Raw genomic sequence first — 19011 nt, forward strand, 5'->3', positions numbered from 1 at the left:
AACGAAAGGGCAGTTAATGAAAAGTCTCCATACTGCTTTTTCGTTTGCACCACCTTCGATTCTTTCCTTAACGATTTTCCAACAATACAAGCAGGAAATTATTTATCATCTGTATTGTTTTCCTTTTTCTTATGAGTCGAACCCAAGCAAAGAAATGAAGAACCAAGACATAACCATACTATAGCCATAGAACTTTCATTTCCACTCGTAAAGCCAATAGCTGACGCTATGAAAAACAGAACTGATGCAATGTAAAATAAGATTGATTTGTTTATCCCTTTTTTCATAAATAAGAATCTCCTCCAAATTCCGATTGTTCTAATTATTTTTAGTTCCACCTTCTTGCCCCTCGGACAAGAAGTATCCCTCGCTTTCAGCTCGGTCAATTCCGATTGAAATTTCACCCGTTTTGTAAGCTGATTTTCTTTCCAGTCAATTGTGGAATCCACCTGACATATAAATCACAGAGTGGCTGTGACTATTTTTCAACCCATATTTTGTTAAAACTTACAACAAAAAACAGAGTTTCTGCAAGTCCTGTAATTCCCCATGAGAAGATATACAAAAGATACAGTGATGAAATCGTCTGGAAATGTGCAAATACTGTATAAATCCAGACAATACGAAATACGCAGGAGCCCAGGATAACGATAATGGTAGGCGGAATACTTTTTCCGATGCCTCGGGATGCGGCGATACTGCCATCCATAAAACAGCTAAACGCATAGCTGAATGCCATAATACGAATCCTCTGCATACCAGCATCAATAACTGTTGGTTCCGTAGCGAACAAAGAAAGAAACTGTGAGCCAAACACAAGGAGTAGTCCACCCAGGATTGCACCGAAAATGAAGGCATATGTAAGGCTGACTCTATAAGATTTCAGCATTCGTTTTTTATTACCGGCACCCCAGTTCTGACCGATAAAGCTTGCACATGCAGTATAAAAAGAAAACATGACATTATAGATCAGGGAGTCAGCATTTGCGGCAGCTGCATTTCCGGAAACCATCACTGCATCAAAAGAGTTGACACCAGTCTGCACAAACAGGTTTGCAATAGCAAAGATTCCGTTCTGAAGACCTGTAGGGATACCAAGCATGAGAACTGCTTTGCAGGCCTTGGGGTGCAGGCAGATCTTACGCAGAGATACTTTGCAGTCATCGGTTCTTCTGAGGAGATGGATCATCACCAGAGAAGCAGAAATATACAGAGAAATTGCGCTGGCTGTTGCAACGCCTGCGGCTGCCATATGACAGACAATAACAAAAAACAGATTCAGAAGAACGTTGACCACACCTGCGATGGAAAGGTAGATCAATGGTCGTTTCGTATCGCCTATGGCACTTAATACGCCGTTTCCGAAATTGTATACGGCCATTGCAGGCATTCCCAGGGAATAGATCTTCATATATAAAATAGCCTGATCAATAAGTTCCGGCTTCGTGTTCATCATGGACAGCATCCGCCCGGAAAACAGAAGACAGATGGCGCAGACGAGCAGACCTGTGATTGCGCACAAAAGAAGAGAAGTATGGATTGTTTCTTCTGTGCCTTTTTTATTACCGGCACCCAGTTCGTGAGCTACGCGGACATTGACACCGGCACCCATTCCGATAAGGATTCCGGTAAACAGAGTAACCAGCAAAGTTGTGGAGCCGACGGCACCTAGTGCCATATAATCTGCAAACCGTCCAACAACGGCAACATCGCTTAAGTTAAAAAGAACCTCCAGTACCTGTGATCCCATAAGAGGAAGGCTGAAGAGAAGTATATTTTTCCAGAGAGATCCTGTGGTCATCTCAATGGAATGATATTTCTTTTTTTCATTTTCACACATAAAATTACCTCATAAAAATTACTTCATTGAATTATAATCATTGCTCCTACTGCATTATAGATTATATGTAGTATGACTGCTCCCCACAGACAGTTAGTCCTTTTATATACAGCATCACAAAAGAAATGTAAGTCAAGAAGCGATACTATATACTGCTGATAATAGATAATACATCAAAAGATACTGCTCCAGATACGACCCATTTTACAGGATAATATATGGACAAAAAAAGAACAGAATTAATTCCAATCCTTCTAATGTTCTCTTTGCGCATCTGTTCCGGGATCATGGATTCCGTCTGCAGTGCAGCGGAGATATACTTCATGGAATCTGCAAAGACTGTGAAAACAAATCCGATCAGCTGTGATCTGTTTCAGATGCAGCATGATGGATCTGGCGAATCACACATCTGATGGATACCGGTACTGTAAAAAGGCAGGCAATCGCCCCAGACAGCATGATTGCAACATCCTGAAAAAGAAATTTGGAATTGAGAATAATTTCCAGGTTATATTGCTGTGTCTGAACATAGGCAAATAACAGAATAGAGCCTCCAAGATAAGCAAAAAGCAGCGTATTTACAGTTGTTCCTATAATTTCTTTTCCAACCTGATAGCCGGAAGAAGTAAGTTCTTTCGCTGTCAGGCTGTTTTTATGTGTCCAGACTTCATATACAGAAGAAGTTACAGATAAAGCAGTATCAATAACCGCTCCAAGAGTACTGAAAACAGTTACAAAAACTGCCACATGAAGCATATTAATATGGATATCCGTACTGTAATAATACATAAAATCATCTTCTGAAAGCTGAAGCTCATTCAGTCCATAGCTTCCTGATCTCCATATAATAAGATAAATCGGAATAAATAAAAGCAGCATTACAAGCAAGGTAGCCAGAAAAGCCGCCCGTGTCTTTGGATTGTTTCCATTCTGGTAAAACAGGGAATTATAGCAGACTCCTGCCCCTGCAGCCAATATCAGAAACAGAGCCGGGAAACCAATGGACATCAGAAGAATCGAAATAAACAGAATTACAATATTACCGGCCAGTGTCATAAGAGAAACTGCTCCGCGCTCCCCACCAATCAGAATCATTAAAATAATCAATACCAGTGCAAGAAAAATTATCATTTTTTGTCGCTCCTTTTCAGAGATGGTAGTTTCATGATAATAGAAGAAATAAAAACAGATACAGGGATTGCCAGTACAATTCCTATACTTTCAATCAGAAAACGACAGATATCATATGGAATATGATATCGTATGATCGTTATAAACCTGATCTCATTGTTCATTTTCAGGATAAACATAGGAATCATGCCGCTTGCCAGAACAAAAAGCAACACATTTATCATGGTTCCCATAATATCATATCCGATTTCCCGTCCTGAATGTATTAATTTTCTCAGAGAAACATCTGGATTTTTCCGGACAATTTCCCCTGTTGCAGCACTAATAGTTACAGCTACATCCATGATAGCTCCAAGTCCTGTCAGCATAATATCTGTCCAGAATATATCAGCGGAATTACTCATACTCCCCAGATATTCCAGATTAGAATAATCCAAATCTCCAAAAAACTGAATAGAAAATTCAAATAATGCCATGATCAGAAACAGTACGCATATGGTTGAAATAACAGAAGCCCATGTTTTTCTGTGGATCCCATTCAGACAGATCAGAGTTGTTATCGAAAAAAGAAAAGCAATTACATTGCAGATATTTAAGATATTTTCCCCTTTCATAAAAGCCTGAAATCCAAACGCGAATATAATTGTGTTCAATATCAGCGATATGATCGTATAGAATCCCTGTTTTCCTGTAATACAGATCAGAAGAAAAAACAGACCACCTGCCAACAATGCCAGATAACCATCACGCTTTATGGAACGTATGGATTTCCCTGGATTTTCCCTTGAACCGCTTAAAAGGACCGTGTCTCCTTTGTGATATTTCTGATTCTGAACCTGAGACGATGTATATTCATTAGAAATAGAAATCTCTTCCCCTTTATGGGTACCGTTTAATATACGCGCTGTAATTTTCTGAGTATAATAATACTCTTCTGCATCCCTGGTTCCTTTTCTGCTCATTGTTTCCTTTTCTGTTACTGAAGATATCTTCGCCAGAGGCGTATGATAAAACCTGGCGTTAAAGCAGGTAAATATAACACAGATAATATAGATGCCTGCTAAGAAATATTTCATCTGAAATACATGAGATTTCATAGGATTCTTTTTTCTCCTTCTTAATAAAAAATATTACAACCTTAAAGATACTAATCAGTTACTTTTTATCGAAATAATATTTTACACTTTTTTAAATCCTAGTCAAGATATAAATTTGCAAATAATTTGCAAATGATTTGCGATATAAATTAAGAATACCCCTTAAATAGATATTTTTCATCTACTTAAGGGGTATCTGTTTCATTTCTATGGTCTGAGTTCCTTCATCCACACAAGCATTTCGCCTTCACCTCTGTTATTCCAGTAAGGATATGGGATTGCTGTAAGTTCTGCATCTTCCAGTTGTGGTTTCTGTCCGCTGTAAAGGCTGTCGGAAACGGAAGATTCTACAATTTTCTTTCCTTTTGCTTTCACTGTTATGATTCCGCCGAAGAGATCAGATTTTTCTTCTCTCAGAGGTGCATCTGTATCTACAAAAATTGCCGGGAGATTTTGGAAATTGTCGATTTCTTCCAGACAGTATACCAGTGGTCCGCGTACGATTGCTGCTTTTCCGGAATCTGCACGTACCTGTGGGTTTGCATAGACAAATTTGGCAGGTGCAGCAAAGCTTACCTCAATTTTAGTGTCTTTTTCTACATGAACTCTACGGTAGCCTTTTTCCGGTTCTTTGTTTTCTTCATATAATTTTCCGTCTGCTTTTACCTGATAATCCTGTGCATAGTCCGGTACACGAAGCATCAGATTCATTCCGCCTGCCGGCACATTCTTTACTTCCAGACTGTAGGTATTTACCCATGGAAATTCTGTCTGAAGTTTCACGGAAATCTTGTCTTCATTCCAGTCAAGTTCTGTCTCATTGGATACGAAGAGATTCACATATAATTCTCTTTTTTCAGGTCTCTGTGAATAGACATACTGACCAAGAGATGCCAGTGTTCTAGCAATATTTGGAGGGCAGCATGCTACTCCAAACCACTTCTGGCGGATTGGTTTTACATGTTTCTTGGAGGTTCCTTCCATGCATGCAGGCGGCCATACCTCCAGAGGATTCACATAGAAGAAACTCTTTCCGTCCAGCGCAATTCCTGCAAGAACCGTATTATATAATGCACGTTCTGCCACATCCATGTACTGGCTTTCTCCTGTGATCTGGGCCATTCTCAGACCAAACAGGGCAAGTCCGATGGATGCACAGCTTTCAGAATAGTTGTATTCGTTCGGCAAATCATAATCTACTGTAAAACGTTCCAGATGTCCGGAAGAACCGATTCCACCTGTAAGATACATACGTTTCTCTACAATATTATTCCATAAGGTTTTGCAGGCCTTCAGAAGTCCTTCATCCTGATAATCCTCTGCCAGATCTGCCATTGCACAATACAGATAAACGGCACGTACTGCATGTCCTTCTGCTGTTGTCTGCTCTCTGACTGGTTTATGTGACTGAGAATATGCAGGTGTATAATCTGCAAATTCAGGGAAGATCATCTTGTAGTCCGGGCGACTCATTTCTTTCATAAAATAATTTTCGCCAACACCTCTGGCATCTACGAAATATTTTGCCTGATCCATATATTTCTTATTTCCTGTTACACGTGCAAGTTTGATCAGTCCTATTTCTACTTCCTCATGTCCCGGATATCCGTGGATCTTGCCTTCTTCTGTTCCGAAAGTGTCGCAAATCAGATCTGCAAATTTACATATACAGTCCAGAAATTTTCTCTTTCCGGTTCCTTCATAGTAGGCAACTGCTGCTTCCATCAGATGTCCGGCTGTATATAATTCGTGTCCCTCGCAGAGATCTGTCCAGCGTTTGTCAGGCTCTTTGATTGTAAAATAGGTATTGATGTATCCGTCCTCACACTGTGCATCTGCGATCAGGTCGATTACTTCATCTGCTGTTTTTTCCAGTACTTCATCCGGATAGCAGGCAAGGGAAAATCCTACTGCTTCCAGCCATTTTGCAACGTCTGTGTCCTGGAAAACTGCTCCGTAAAAATCACCTTTCGCTCTTCCTGCTGCGATTTTAAAGTTCTCCAGACAGTGGCTGGATTCTGCATCCGGGATTCTGTCATTCATTGCTTCCCACTGATACGGGATGATCGCATTTCTTACAAGGTCAACGTGTTTGGACCAGAATGAATCATGAATGGAAACTTTTTTTAAGTCCAATGAATTTGCTCTCATATTTTATGTCTCCTTTTACTGTTTTTGATAGCAAATTAGAGCATGTCAGTTATTTTAAATATTTTTCAGACACGCTCCAATTTGCATTCATATACTTATTATTTTTTGTTTTTTACGCTTTTACAGCTCCGTTTGTCAATCCACTGACAATGTATCTTTGCATAAAGATAAAGATTAATACAACAGGAGAAATTGCAATGATACCAAATGCCATTGTGGAGTTCCACAGTGTCTGATACTGCTGTACATAATTATAAATACTGGAAGTGATTGGTCTCATGTTCGGGTTTGTAATGAATGTAATACCATAAATCAGGTCGCCCCATGCATATACGAATGAGAATACTGCTGCAACCACTACACCCGGCTTTGCAATCGGAAGCATGATCAAGAAGAAGGATTTCCAGTATCCACAGCCGTCAATATTTGCCGCCTCATCCAGCTCCTTCGGTATGGACAGGAAATAGGTTCTCAGAATGATAATACTGAAAGGAATACCAAGTGTAGCATCTGCCAGGATTGGTGCCCAGTATGTATTTAACAGTCCGACTTTTGAGAACATGATATATAATGATGTCAGTACCAGAGTAGATGGAAGCATCTGTGTGATCAGGAAGAACAGGATCATGACTTTTTTTGCACGGAAGCGGAATCTTGCCAGACCATAAGATGCAGGTATGGATAAAACAGTGGAAATAATAGTTGCTCCAACAGCAATGATCGCACTGTTTTTGAATCCACGGAGTGTATCACTGGATGCGGAAAGCTGTGCTTTAAATGCATCAAGAGAGAGATTTCTCGGCCATAATGGTGTGGGAATCTCAAAGATTTCCACCTGTGTTTTTAATGCTGTAACTACCATCCAGTACAGAGGAAATATAAAAATCACAAAGATAATGAATCCGCATATAAAAGCGCCAATCTGACCTTTTTTCTGTTTTTTACCCATTACATGATCTCCTCCTCTTCATTGATTAATTTAATATAAAAGACTCCGACTACCAGCAGGATCAGGAACAGAATATTAGCTGCTGCCGCGCCTTTACTGAACTGGAATTCCTCAAAGGAAAGCCTGTATGCATAAGTGGAAACCAGTTCCGTAGAATTGATCGGTCCGCCTTTCGTCATAACCCATACAAGGTCGAATACTTTGAATGTATATACGAATCCTAATGTCAGAACAGACATAATCGCCGGTTTGATCATCGGAATTGTTACCATAACTAATGTCTGGATCTTGTTTGCACCATCCAGGCTGCAACTTTCATAAACTTCTGCCGGGATTGTGGTAAGTCCTGTGATCAGGAGCATCATATTAAACGGAATACCAATCCAGATGTTTGCTACAATGATAGCTACCATTGCAGACTTTGGATGTAAAAGCCATTCCATTGGCTGGTCGATGATATGTAGAGATACAAGGAACTGGTTGATAATACCGCCAGAACTTGCGAACATGAATTTGAAAAGAAGTCCTGCGACTGTTACCGGAAGCAGCCAGGAGATCATTGTCATACCTCTGAAGAAAGAACATCCGGCAAATTTCTTATTGAATAACAATGCCAGTGCAAAACCAATGATAAACTGGAAGAAAATAGAACCAACTGTAAAAATCAATGTATTTGCAATTGATTTAGTCAGGATAGAGTTACCACTGGTAAATAACTCGATATAGTTCTGTAATCCGACAAATACCTGATTGTCCGGCTGTGCGAAAGAATAAACATCTACATTCTTAAAACTTAAGATCAGGTTCTGGATCATAGGATAGCCTATAAAAACCATCATATAAATCGCTGCGGGAAGGGCGAACAGAAATCCCATCTTTGCCCCGCCGTTTAACTTTCTTTGTTTTTTCATTCTTCTGCCCCCTTAAAGTGGTAGTTAAAATACTGTCTGAAAATTCTGAACAACATCCATGAATAAGCCATATATGGATATATGTATGAGCAAATTCATGGATATTGTCCAGTTTCAGAAAGGAACGCCCCGCCTCACAAAGCGAGGCATTCTTTCCATTATATTTCATTTAATATTATTTCACTGCGTCTACTGCTGCCTGTGTATCTTTGGCTGCCTGTTCCGGAGTTTTGGCTGATGTCATAACTTCCTGGAAACCAGTCTGGATCGCACTTGAGTAGGATGGCCATGCAGCGCTTGGTCCTCTTGGAATGGATGTATCGATCTGTGTAAGGAACGCTTTCTGGATTGGATCATCTGTCCAGTAGGAATCTTTTGCTGCCTCTGTTTTTGGAGGATAGGAACCGTACTGTTTCATAGCGTCAACCATAACATCAGTCTGATCATAATATTTCAGGAATGCTTCAGCGCCTGAAGTATCATCTTTATTTACAACACCCATGTTTTCACCGCCAAGGATAGATGTTGCCTGTTCGGAATCTGCATCTTTCTTAGGAAGAACAGTTACACCGTAGTTTAAATCAGGAGCATTTGCTTCGATTCCGGGAATCTGCCATGGTCCGTTCTGCTGCATTGCAAGGTTTCCTGCCATAAAGTTATTGTTTACGTCTGATTGAGTCCAGTTTACACATTCTTTTGTCCAGGAACCGTCTTCGATCATTTCCTGCATTAATTTGTAAGCATCTACACCATCTTCAATGTCTGTATAAGATCCGCCTGCTGTGTAAAGCCACTGTAAGCACTGGAATGTACCTTCATCTGTGTTTGTTGCTGCATTTCCGAATCCGGATACTCCGTCTTTTGTCAGAGCTTTTGCCATTTCGTGGAATTCATCCCATGTAGTATTTTCATCCGGATAATCAATTCCTGCTGCATCAAACAGATCTTTGTTGTAGAACAGAGCGGTACAGTTTGTTGCAAATGGGATTCCATAATGTTTTCCGTCCAGCATTGTGGATTCCATCGGTCCTTCCATGTACTCGTCCCAGTTAATATCTGCATCGGAGATATCACCAAACAATCCTAACTGAATGAAGGATGCCATACCACAGCCATCAAGGATAACCAGATCCGGAAGTTCTCCTGATGCGATACCCAGTGTAAGCTGTTTCTCGTAATCTGCAAATGGTACATATACATGAGATGCTTCGTACTCATCCTGTGATGCATTAAATTCGTCAATTAATGACTGCATCATCTGTTTCTGTGCATCTGTTTCGAAATAATCCCAGATCACAACTTCCTTTTTGTCTGCTGCAGATGCGGTTACTGCTGTCGCTGCAAATAAAGTACTTGCACATGCCAGGGATAACGCCGCTGCTAACACTTTTTTCATCTTCATAAAAAAACCTCCCATATAATGATTTGTTTCAGCTCTTTTGCTGTTGAACTCATTATATGGGAGATTGTCCTTCTGGTTAATTCTAATAATTTAAGAAAGGTGGACTATTTTATTTTAGTGCATTATTTTATGGAATCGCTATAATATTCTCTGTACTGATAGATTAATTCTCCTGTACCAGGCTATACATCCTGTCAGTCAGCTTCTGTGCAATTGTTTCCCATTGCGGAACAGAAGTTCTGGAAACTGCATAATTCATCTGCTCCTCAAAGACTTTCATATCTTCATCTTCTGCTGCCATTTCCTTTGCAGCACTGATCTTCGCAGGAAGGATACTTGCAGACTTGCAGAACTTAAAAAGCTCTTCATTTTCCATACAATAGTTCAAAAACACCAGAGATCCTTCTGCATTTTTACCTTTAATAATAGTTATATTCTCTCCGCCCAGCACTGCCGCAGGTGAACCGTTCTCAGGCAGTGATACAATTCCATAGTCTGTACCTGCCTCTTTCAGCATCGGCAAAACCCAGGGACCATTCTGCATCATAGCTGTTTTTCCCTCATTAAATTCTCTTGCCACATCTGTCTGTGTCAGATTGATGCAGTTTGCTGACATACTTCCGCTTTTCAGAAGTTCTGAAAAAAACTCAAAGGTTTCTGTCCATGGCAGTCCGTCAATTGCATCTACAGTACCGCCTGCTGATAAAATCCATGGAAGAATCTGAAATGCTCCCTGCTCTCCTTCCATACCACACATGAGAAATCCGCTTCTGTCTTTTGTGGTGAGTTTCTCCGCTGCTTCTTTTAACTCCTGCCAGTCAGACGGAGGCGTGACACCTGCCTCTTCCAATATATGTTTATTGTAAAACAATGCTGTACTGTTACAATTCAGAGGAAGTCCATAATACCGTTCCTCATATTTCACTGTATTAAGGATTGACTGATAATATTCCTCTTCCAGATTCCAGTTCTTTACCTGTTCTGTGATATCTTCGAACATTCCCAGCCGGATCAGGGACGGTGTATCCGGATTGTCCATGATTGCCATATCCGGAAGCTTATTCTCTGTATAAGCCGAAGACAGACCTTTTACAAAACCTGTCATAGGCACATATTCCCATTCTACTTCATATTCATTCTGAGACTGGTTAAAATTCTTTACCAGTTCATTCAATCCATTTCTCTGAGCCTGTGTTTCATAATAAGCCCAGATCACCAGATTTTCTTTTTGCTCTGCCACAGTTTTTTCCTTTTTTTCTTTTGATGCGTTATAACAGCCGCTAAACGACACGATTAACATTGCCAGAAAAAATATGCTGACTTTTTTCCATATATCTTTCATCCTCTTACTGTCCTTCTCTTTATCCTCCGCTCACTCGGGCGTGTCTGAAAATCATTCAGGCAAAATGTCTGTCCTAATTTTTCTGTCTGTAATCACCGGGAGACATGCCAACCTCTTCTTTAAATACTCTGTTAAAATATTTCGGATCATTGTATCCAACCTGCTGTGCGATCGCATAAATCTTCTCGTCCGTACCTTTCAGAAGTCTCTTCGCCTGACTGATCCTGAACTGTTTTAAAAACGTTGAAAAATTAATTCCTACCTCTTTATTAAACAATGTGCTTAAATATTCCGGTGTGATTTCCAGACGTTCTGCCAGCATATCCAGGGAAATATTTTCACTGTAATGTTCCCGAATAAAATTGATTGCACGGCGGATTGCATAATTACGGATATCTTCTTTCCTATCCTTAGATTCAATAATAATCTCCACTGCCCTTCTGAAAACTGCTTCCAGTTCACCCAGAGTCACCATTTCAGACGCTGCTCTCTCCAGATCCTGGTTCTGTAGCAGCTTATAGGCTTCCGGATTTACTTCATGACAGATATGTTCCAGAAATGCCAGCATTTTTTTATAGGTTTTTCTGATATACCGTGGACTGCATTTCATCTCTTTCGTATAGTTGATAAAAAAGTCCGTTTCTTTTCGCAAATGCTCTATGGCTGTCTCACACAAGGCTGTCTGCATCTGATTTTCCAGATGTATCGGATATTGAAATTCTTCTTCTGCAATCATTTCTGTTTTTTCTTCTGTGATAATCGTACGATAGCCAAGACGAATTCCGTACAAATAGCACTTTCTCAGTTTTTCAACAATATTCTGTATTTCCTCAGGCTGATCTGAGACAGCAAATGTCCATACTGGCTGATCTTCTTCTGTTATATTCTGGTATACTCTCCGATTCAGCTTTCTTTCAAGCTCCTCTTCTGTGATTTCTCCCTGAATTAACAAAAACATTTCCTGCGTATTTTCCAATGTAACATAAAAAAGCCTCATGTCAGGATAAGTCTCTTTCATTTTCTCCCACTGTCCGGTTAATGCCTGAGAATATTTCGGACTGGTATTTCCCGTATATCCTGCCACAACAAAAACTGGCTGATTTTCTGTAAAAATATGTTTTTCCTGAAGTTCCCGGCAAATATCTGTAATGTCAATACGTCCACCTGTCAGGATTTCTCTGAGCAGTCCTTCTGTTGTCTGAATGTTTTTTGCTTCTTCCTCATCCACTTTCTGCTGGATTTTGTCCAGAAGTTCTGTAACATCTTCAGGAGCCAACGGTTTGAGCAAATAATCATCTACACCATATCTGAGTGCTTTCTGCGCATATTCAAATTCCGAGTAACCACTGAGAATTACAAAATGGCAATGGTTTCCCTGCTTCACTGACTCCTGAAGCATCTCAAGACCATCCATCACCGGCATACGGATATCGGATATTACAAGCTGCGGATGATAGCGGTTGATCATCTCCAGTCCTTCTTTTCCGTTTTTTGCTTCTCCTACTACTGTATGCTGTGTATGTAAAGTAATCAGTCTGGAAATTCCCATACGGATTTTTATTTCATCTTCTACGATTAATATTCTCATTTTCTCTTTTCCTTAAATACTGTATTTTATATGAAACTGTCTTAAATGTATTATTTACAAGGACTGCTATAGGACAGGAATACGCAGGGTGATCACAGTTCCCATACCTTCCATACTGCTGACATTCCAGGACGCTTTCTCACCGTAATACATATTCATTCTGGAAAAAGCATTATGAAGACCGATGCTTCTTCCTTCATCCTTAATGGCTTCTTCTCTGTCATTATAACATTTCAACATGTCCTGTGGCATTCCCTTTCCATTATCTTCTATAATGATAACAATTCCCGGATCGTGCTGAGCCGGCATAATATCAATCTGAAGAAGTCCGCCGCTTTCCATTTCCTTAAACCCATGAATGATTGCATTTTCTACAAAGGGCTGAAGCAGCAGCTTATAAACCTTCCTGTCGTAAGTCTCCTCGTCTATATTCAGGCGATAGGCAAATGCATCATTAAAGCGCATCTGCTGCAGACTGATATATTTTTCCAGCCAGTCTGCCAGTTCTCTTATGGTTACAATCTGGTTGCTCTTATTTACACTGTATCTGAGTATCACTCCCAGATTTCGGATCATTTTACTGATTTCATATTCCTCTTTCTCAATTGCCATCCAGTTAATGGAATCAAGAGTATTATACAGGAAATGTGGATTAATCTGGGCTTCCAGAGCACGAATTTCCGCATTCTTCTGATTCTCCTGTGCTTCTGTCACTTCCCGGATCAATTCCCGTACTTTCACTGTCATTTCATTAAAGTTATCCGTGATCGTACCAATCTCATCAAAAGACTGAACCGGAACCAGAACATCCAGATTTCCCTTCTTTACTTCCTGCATTCCCTGCACAACCGATTTTACGGATGCATCCATATTTCGTATTGTATAGATAATCAGAACAAGAGCAAAGCTTAAAAGCAATACCGTAATCCCAAGCTGCATTCCCTGTGTTCTGGTCACGTCCCGGAGCATATAATCTCTGTCATACGCATTGCAGAAGATCCATCCTGTATCTGCATCTTCATATTGATTCAGTGCTATTTTCTTATTTTTCAGATATCCGGAAACCTTTACAAATTCTTCTGTACTCAGATCCGGATTTATGGAAATACCTGTGAAGTCTTCATCCGGATAAGAAATTATTTCCTGCTTCTGATTCATAATAAAATTAATACTGTTATCCCGCTTTGTGCCGTTTCCGCAGATAGAGCTTAGTATACTCTGATCCACCGACATAACAACAGTAGCAATACTTCCTTTTTCCAGATCATCAAAGTCAAACAGTCTTTTGGAAATATGGAAAAAATGTCCGGGATTTTCCCCTTCTTCAAATCTCATCGTATCAGACAGTACCATTCCCGGTGCATCTACAGCCTCACAGTAGGGTGGTGCCTGCCTCATATCTGAATAATTATTCCAGATTGTATTCAGAGAAGAATCTGTTTCAAAATCATATGTTACAGCTAATCCATCCGGACATATAATACTCAGGCAGCGGATCCCCGCATCGCTGTTGCGGTATTGTTTCATTCTTTTTACAATCTGGTTGTACGCTACTGCCTTATGTGTTTCCTGATCGTCAGTCAGTGCTGTCACGCTGTCGATCACCTGCTCATCTTTATATATCTGATATAACAGGTTTGTATATACTTCCATGTTTAGGTTTACACGTTCCGCAATCTGCATCAGGTTACTGACCATCAGCTCATCAATCTTCTCCGTCATCTGTTTACGGTTTACCTGAAATGCAAAAATCTGTATCAGGAGCAACGGAATGATAGATGCCAGTGTAAATGCACATAGCAGCTTATGCCCCAGTTTCCAGCTGTTATAATGATCCAGTATTTTTTTCCATATCCGCATTTTCCACTTCTCCAATTAACTGTTCACAGCCAAATAATTCTCTGACTGCATTTTCATATACCACACATTTCTCAGCCTTCTTAATCTTTTTGGCATATTTTTTATTGTTTGTAAACATAGGTGCCAGATAAGACCATAATTCTTTCATACGGAACAGGATATTTCTGTCTCCGGACAGGTCTTCACAATATTCATTGTACATCATATCATGAAATCTGCGGATTTCTTCCTTTGACGCAGGTGCACCGCCACGGATTTCTCTGGCAAGTGCCGGATTCTTCAGTGTTCCTCTGCCTGTCATAATGCAGTCCAGGGTCGGAAACATTTCCTGTAATCTGGTACAGTCTTCTGCTGTAGCAATATCTCCGTTATAGCAAACCGGGCTCTTTGAGTGCTCCACAGCCTCTCCAAATGTTTCCAGACGGGGCTTATTTTTGTAATAGTCTTTCTGCACTCTTGCGTGAACAATTAACTCCTCCAGCGGATATTTATTATAAATTGTCAGCAGATCCTCAAATTCTTCCGGATCATCCATACCCAGACGGGTCTTGATGGAAATCTTCATATCACATTTACGGAAAATCTCATCCAGGAATTTGTCCAGTTCATCCGGTCTGTCCAGAAATCCCGCACCTCTGCCTTTTGTCACAACAGTCTTTGACGGACAGCCAAGGTTCAGATTTACTTCATTATAACCGTATTCCTGCAGTGTTTCCGCTGTCTGGATAAAATCCTCTGCATTCTTTGTCAAAATCTGGGGAACAGCATACATCCCCTCATTATTCTCAGGCATAATGTCTTTCTTTTCTCTGGTGCTGAGATGTCCTTTCTGGTTTGGAAGAATAAAAGGAATAAAATATTTGTCAAACCCTCCAAAGCAATTGTAAAGTGCCCTTCTGTATGTATATCCTGTAATTCCCTCAAGCGGGGCTAAATATATTTTCATGTGCTTCTCCTGTTATATTGTATTTAAGCAGATAAAATCATCCACTTCACTGCGTAGTTCTACACCTGATAACTGCTGAGCAGTTTATTCGGTTAAATTCTTCATCCATTATACTGTAGTCATTCTGATTTCTCAATGCAGATTTGAAACATCCGCTGCAAAAATCAACACAAAAAGAGATACTCTTTTTGCAAGCATCTCTTTCAATTCGGTCTGTGCAGCCTGTCCATCAGCATCGAAAATCATATTCTTGTTCATCACCAGCTTTATTAAGCATATCAGAGAAAAAACACTCTGCCATCACACAATTGTACAGAACAGGTAAAATAATTGTAAAAAGACTCAAAATTTTCTGGAAAAGCACCAACACCCTGTCCCGGACATAAACTATATAGAAATCCCCTTCGAGGTAGCGATTTGAAGGCCTTTCAAAAACCTTTGTCCATATCCCAGGAAAAATATTATCTTCAAAAATATCAGGAGGGTGATTCTCAGGCAAAGAATATCCTGATCGAGCATAATCTGCGGCTGGTAGCACATGTGGTCAAAAAATATCAGGGAACCGGTGAGGATACAGATGATCTGATCTCTATTGGAACCATCGGACTGATCAAGGCTGTCACAACCTTTAATCCCCAGAAGGCTTCCCGGTTATCCACCTATGCTGCCAGATGTATAGAAAATGAACTGCTGATGTATTTTCGTGCTAAGAAAAAGCATTCAAAAGAAGTGTCCCTATATGAACCCATAGGAACAGATAAAGAAGGAAATGAGATTAATCTGTTAGATGTGATCGAGAGTGCACCTGTAGATATTGTAGAAGACTGCTATATCCGCGAAAATACCGACTATCTTCTACGCTCTCTGAAAAAAGTCCTGTCAGATAAGGAATATCAGGTGATCTGCTGCAGATATGGGCTCTTTGGCATGGAGGAAGAAACTCAGCGGGAAATTGCCCGAAAACTGTGTATCAGCCGCTCTTATGTCTCCAGAATCGAAAAAACTGCTCTGCAAAAGCTTCGAGGCCTTTTCCCGCAAATGCAGTAAACGCAGCCAACAAATTTAACGTTGGCTGCGTTTATTAATCACTCTGCTCTTCTTAACAGATCGTAAACCTGGATTTCGGTTCCCAGGTCGATAAACAGCTTCTGCTGTGCATGAGGCGCACTCTCCATGGAATTGCCTTCCTCATCATAAATTCCCTTCACAGTGACAGCTACATTCTGTCCGTCCGGTTTCATAATTTCAATTGTCTCACCTACAGAGAATTTATTTCTCTGAGTGATCTGCGCATAACCCCGTTCATCCACTGCCTCAGCAAATCCCAGATACGTATATTCCTTCTGATAAGTATTATTATCATAAATCTGTGTATTCTCATCCGGTTTTCCATAGAAGAATCCGGTTGTAAACTGTCTGTAGGTACAGTTGGAAATCTGTTCCTGGTACCATGGCATATTTGCCTGATATTTCTCAGGGCTCTCCATATAGTCGTCTATTGCCTTGCGGTAAGTTCTGGCAACTGTTGCGACATAGAGAGCGGTTTTCATACGGCCTTCTATCTTCAGACTGTCGATTCCGCTGTTAATGATATCGTCCATATGCTCGATCATGCAGAGATCCTTGGAATTAAAGATATAGGTTCCTCTTTCATTTTCAAATACCGGCATATATTCTCCCGGACGTTTCTCCTCAACAATGGAATATTTCCAGCGGCAGGGATGGGTACAGGCTCCCTGGTTGGCATCACGTCCTGCCAGATAATTACTGAGCAGACATCTTCCGGAATAAGAAATGCACATAGCACCATGGATGAATGTTTCAATCTCCATATCCTCCGGAATATGCTCTCTGATCTCTTTAATCTCCGCAAGCGAAAGCTCTCTGGCTGTTACCACACGCTTTGCTCCCAGATTGTACCAGAAACGATATGTCTCATAGTTAGTATTGTTTGCCTGTGTACTGATATGACGTTCGATTTCCGGGCATATTTCCTTTGCATACATATAGATTCCCGGGTCTGCAATGATCAGTGCATCCGGCTTCAGTTCTTTCAGTTCTGTTAGATATTCCCTCACACCCGGCAGATCATAATTATGGGCCAGAATATTTACAGTCACATAAACTTTCACTCCATGTTCATGGGCAAAAGCGATTCCTTCCTTCATATCTTCATGGGAAAAGTTCTTTGCTTTGGCACGAAGTCCAAAGGCTTCTCCACCGATATATACTGCATCTGCTCCGAAAATAACAGCAATCTTCAACACCTCAAGACTGCTCGCCGGAACCAGCAATTCTATTTTTCTCATATTGTTCACTCCTGTTTCACACTGACTGTAACTCCGTCTCCCAGGGGAATGATCGAAGTTATCAGGGATGGATTATGTTTCAGTTCATACAGATACTCACGCATTCTCTTATATATGGTTCTGTTTCTGCGCTCTACCAGATAATGGGACTCTATGATATCTCCCTCCTGAAGCACATTGTCAGAGATGAGAACACCGCCATTTTTCATAAGACGCATCACATCCGGAAGCCAGTTGATATACTGTCCCTTTGCAGCATCCATAAAAATCATGTCAAACGAATCTTCCAGTTCTTTTAATATCTGTCCTGCGTCTCCCTCAAGCAGAGTAATCTGCGCTTCCCGTCCGGCTCTCCTGAAATTCTCTTTTGCGATGGGAATTCTCTTCTTATAATTCTCGATCGTTACGATTTCAAGATCCTCAGGACCATATTCACACATAAGAAGTGTGGAGAAGCCAATGGCTGTCCCCACCTCCAGAATACGCTTCGGCCGGTTTACAGCCAGAAACATTTTTATAAAGCTCTGCATTTCTCTCCGGATGATCGGCACCCGTTCCCTGATGGCATACTGCTCCAATTCTTCAAGAAACGGTGTATTTCCCATATCCAGTGAATTAATATAGGTACGCATCCGCTCGTCAACTATCACGAATCACTTACCCCTTCCTGTTCATCATCACCTGCCAGAATTCCCATGATACGATTAGGTGTATATGCTGTACTTAACAGATACGTTCCGGCCTGAAGCTTTCCATGATAAGTAGACAGTCTCTCCTGAACATAAAATACCGTTGCACTCTTGACCAGGCCTTTTTTCTGAAGAGTTTTGGCAATCTTGTACAAGGAAGTATCTTCCTTGATCACCACTGTAACTTCCTGTCCTTCTCCGGGACTCATGGCCTGCTGATTAAAGACATCATGTCCAAACTGATAAGAAGCCTTTCCTACCCAGAAAAGTAAAACTATCACACATATATAAAGTACGATCTTAAAAAACGTTCCTGCAACAACAACACCTGCTGCACCTGCACGTTCTCTGGTATCACTCATAAGCTATTTCCTTTCTGTATGTCAGGCGGATAAAGTCATCCGCTCAGTTATCTGCTCACAGCAGGATAACTGTTTTACAGTTTATCTGCTCACATTCCCGGGACATCTATATCAATACCTTCTCCCAGTTTTATACAGATTCTCTGCATCATTTTACACAAAGCAAGCTCCGCATCCAGATACGCATTCACTTCCGGGTGTCTGCGCAGCTCTGCGGATTCTTTTCCCATCTGCTCTACAACTTCAAACAGATTATCGGAATCACATTCATTCTGGACTTTATAATTATCTGCCCTGAATGTATCCACACGTGCCTTCAGTTCGGGCTTCTTTTTCAGGATATCACTCTGCTTCTGAAATTCCAGATATTCAGGGCTCTCCTTTATAGCCTCCAGAAGCCCTTTAATACTTTCCTCTATTGTATTTGGTTCCAT

Annotated in this window: 17 protein-coding genes; 1 reads left to right on the forward strand and 16 read right to left on the reverse strand. The window is 40.6% G+C overall.

Annotated features, from left to right (window positions below):
- Nucleotides 1–98: 98 nt before the first annotated feature.
- The 12 genes from I4V44_RS13665 to I4V44_RS13720 form a co-directional block, all read right to left on the reverse strand.
- Entirely contained in the window at nt 99–287 is a 189-nt protein-coding gene (locus tag I4V44_RS13665; RefSeq protein WP_005342828.1) for a hypothetical protein, read from the reverse strand.
- Nucleotides 288–478: 191 nt separating this feature from the next.
- On the reverse strand, nt 479–1840 hold the full coding sequence (locus I4V44_RS13670) for an MATE family efflux transporter (protein ID WP_118409634.1): 1362 nt from the start codon (nt 1838–1840) through the stop codon (nt 479–481).
- A gap of 357 nt (nt 1841–2197) precedes the next feature.
- Nucleotides 2198–2971: a YibE/F family protein gene (locus tag I4V44_RS13675; protein ID WP_118409633.1), complete on the reverse strand. Its 774-nt coding sequence runs from the start codon at nt 2969–2971 to the stop codon at nt 2198–2200.
- Nucleotides 2968–4068, reverse strand: a complete 1101-nt coding sequence (locus tag I4V44_RS13680) for a YibE/F family protein (protein ID WP_118329983.1) — start codon at nt 4066–4068, stop codon at nt 2968–2970. Before I4V44_RS13680 ends, I4V44_RS13675 begins: the two co-directional genes overlap by 4 nt.
- A gap of 207 nt (nt 4069–4275) precedes the next feature.
- A complete protein-coding gene (locus I4V44_RS13685; RefSeq protein WP_118409632.1) occupies nt 4276–6219 on the reverse strand; it encodes a glycoside hydrolase family 127 protein in 1944 nt (647 codons plus the stop codon).
- A gap of 112 nt (nt 6220–6331) precedes the next feature.
- Complete coding sequence (locus I4V44_RS13690) at nt 6332–7168, reverse strand: carbohydrate ABC transporter permease (protein WP_019162406.1); 837 nt, start codon at nt 7166–7168, stop codon at nt 6332–6334.
- On the reverse strand, nt 7168–8079 hold the full coding sequence (locus tag I4V44_RS13695) for a carbohydrate ABC transporter permease (protein ID WP_019162407.1): 912 nt from the start codon (nt 8077–8079) through the stop codon (nt 7168–7170). Before I4V44_RS13695 ends, I4V44_RS13690 begins: the two co-directional genes overlap by 1 nt.
- 175 nt (nt 8080–8254) lie before the next feature.
- The gene (locus tag I4V44_RS13700; protein WP_019162408.1) at nt 8255–9481 is read right to left on the reverse strand and encodes an ABC transporter substrate-binding protein; all 1227 of its coding nucleotides are present in this window, start codon (nt 9479–9481) and stop codon (nt 8255–8257) included.
- A 163-nt stretch (nt 9482–9644) separates the two neighbouring features.
- On the reverse strand, nt 9645–10823 hold the full coding sequence (locus I4V44_RS13705) for a sugar ABC transporter substrate-binding protein (RefSeq protein ID WP_243280281.1): 1179 nt from the start codon (nt 10821–10823) through the stop codon (nt 9645–9647).
- 73 nt (nt 10824–10896) lie between these two features.
- A complete protein-coding gene (locus tag I4V44_RS13710) occupies nt 10897–12411 on the reverse strand; it encodes a response regulator (RefSeq protein WP_118409631.1) in 1515 nt (504 codons plus the stop codon).
- Between the two features lie 66 nt (nt 12412–12477).
- Nucleotides 12478–14271 carry a sensor histidine kinase gene (locus I4V44_RS13715; protein ID WP_118409630.1) on the reverse strand — a complete coding sequence of 598 codons (1794 nt, stop codon included), beginning with the start codon at nt 14269–14271 and terminating at the stop codon, nt 12478–12480.
- On the reverse strand, nt 14237–15217 hold the full coding sequence (locus tag I4V44_RS13720; RefSeq protein ID WP_196002857.1) for a tRNA dihydrouridine synthase: 981 nt from the start codon (nt 15215–15217) through the stop codon (nt 14237–14239). The genes I4V44_RS13715 and I4V44_RS13720 overlap by 35 nt, the downstream gene beginning before the upstream one ends.
- 417 nt (nt 15218–15634) lie before the next feature.
- On the opposite strand from I4V44_RS13720, the gene sigK reads away from it, so the two are divergent.
- Nucleotides 15635–16264 (forward strand): RNA polymerase sporulation sigma factor SigK, encoded by a 630-nt coding sequence (sigK, locus tag I4V44_RS13725; RefSeq protein WP_022381225.1) that lies wholly within the window; start codon nt 15635–15637, stop codon nt 16262–16264.
- A 38-nt stretch (nt 16265–16302) separates the two neighbouring features.
- Here sigK and I4V44_RS13730 read toward each other — a convergent pair whose 3' ends face one another.
- The 4 genes from I4V44_RS13730 to I4V44_RS13745 form a co-directional block, all read right to left on the reverse strand.
- Nucleotides 16303–17526, reverse strand: a complete 1224-nt coding sequence (locus tag I4V44_RS13730; RefSeq protein WP_020994100.1) for a peptidase U32 family protein — start codon at nt 17524–17526, stop codon at nt 16303–16305.
- A 5-nt stretch (nt 17527–17531) separates the two neighbouring features.
- Nucleotides 17532–18176 (reverse strand): O-methyltransferase, encoded by a 645-nt coding sequence (locus tag I4V44_RS13735; RefSeq protein ID WP_118338574.1) that lies wholly within the window; start codon nt 18174–18176, stop codon nt 17532–17534.
- Complete coding sequence (locus I4V44_RS13740) at nt 18173–18577, reverse strand: endolytic transglycosylase MltG (RefSeq protein ID WP_008707419.1); 405 nt, start codon at nt 18575–18577, stop codon at nt 18173–18175. Before I4V44_RS13740 ends, I4V44_RS13735 begins: the two co-directional genes overlap by 4 nt.
- 89 nt (nt 18578–18666) lie before the next feature.
- Nucleotides 18667–19011 (reverse strand): YlbF family regulator, encoded by a 345-nt coding sequence (locus I4V44_RS13745; protein ID WP_055060451.1) that lies wholly within the window; start codon nt 19009–19011, stop codon nt 18667–18669.

It is taken from the genome of Blautia sp. 1001283B150304_161114_C9, from assembly GCF_015668165.1.
Classification (GTDB): Bacteria; Bacillota; Clostridia; order Lachnospirales; family Lachnospiraceae; genus Blautia_A; species Blautia_A wexlerae.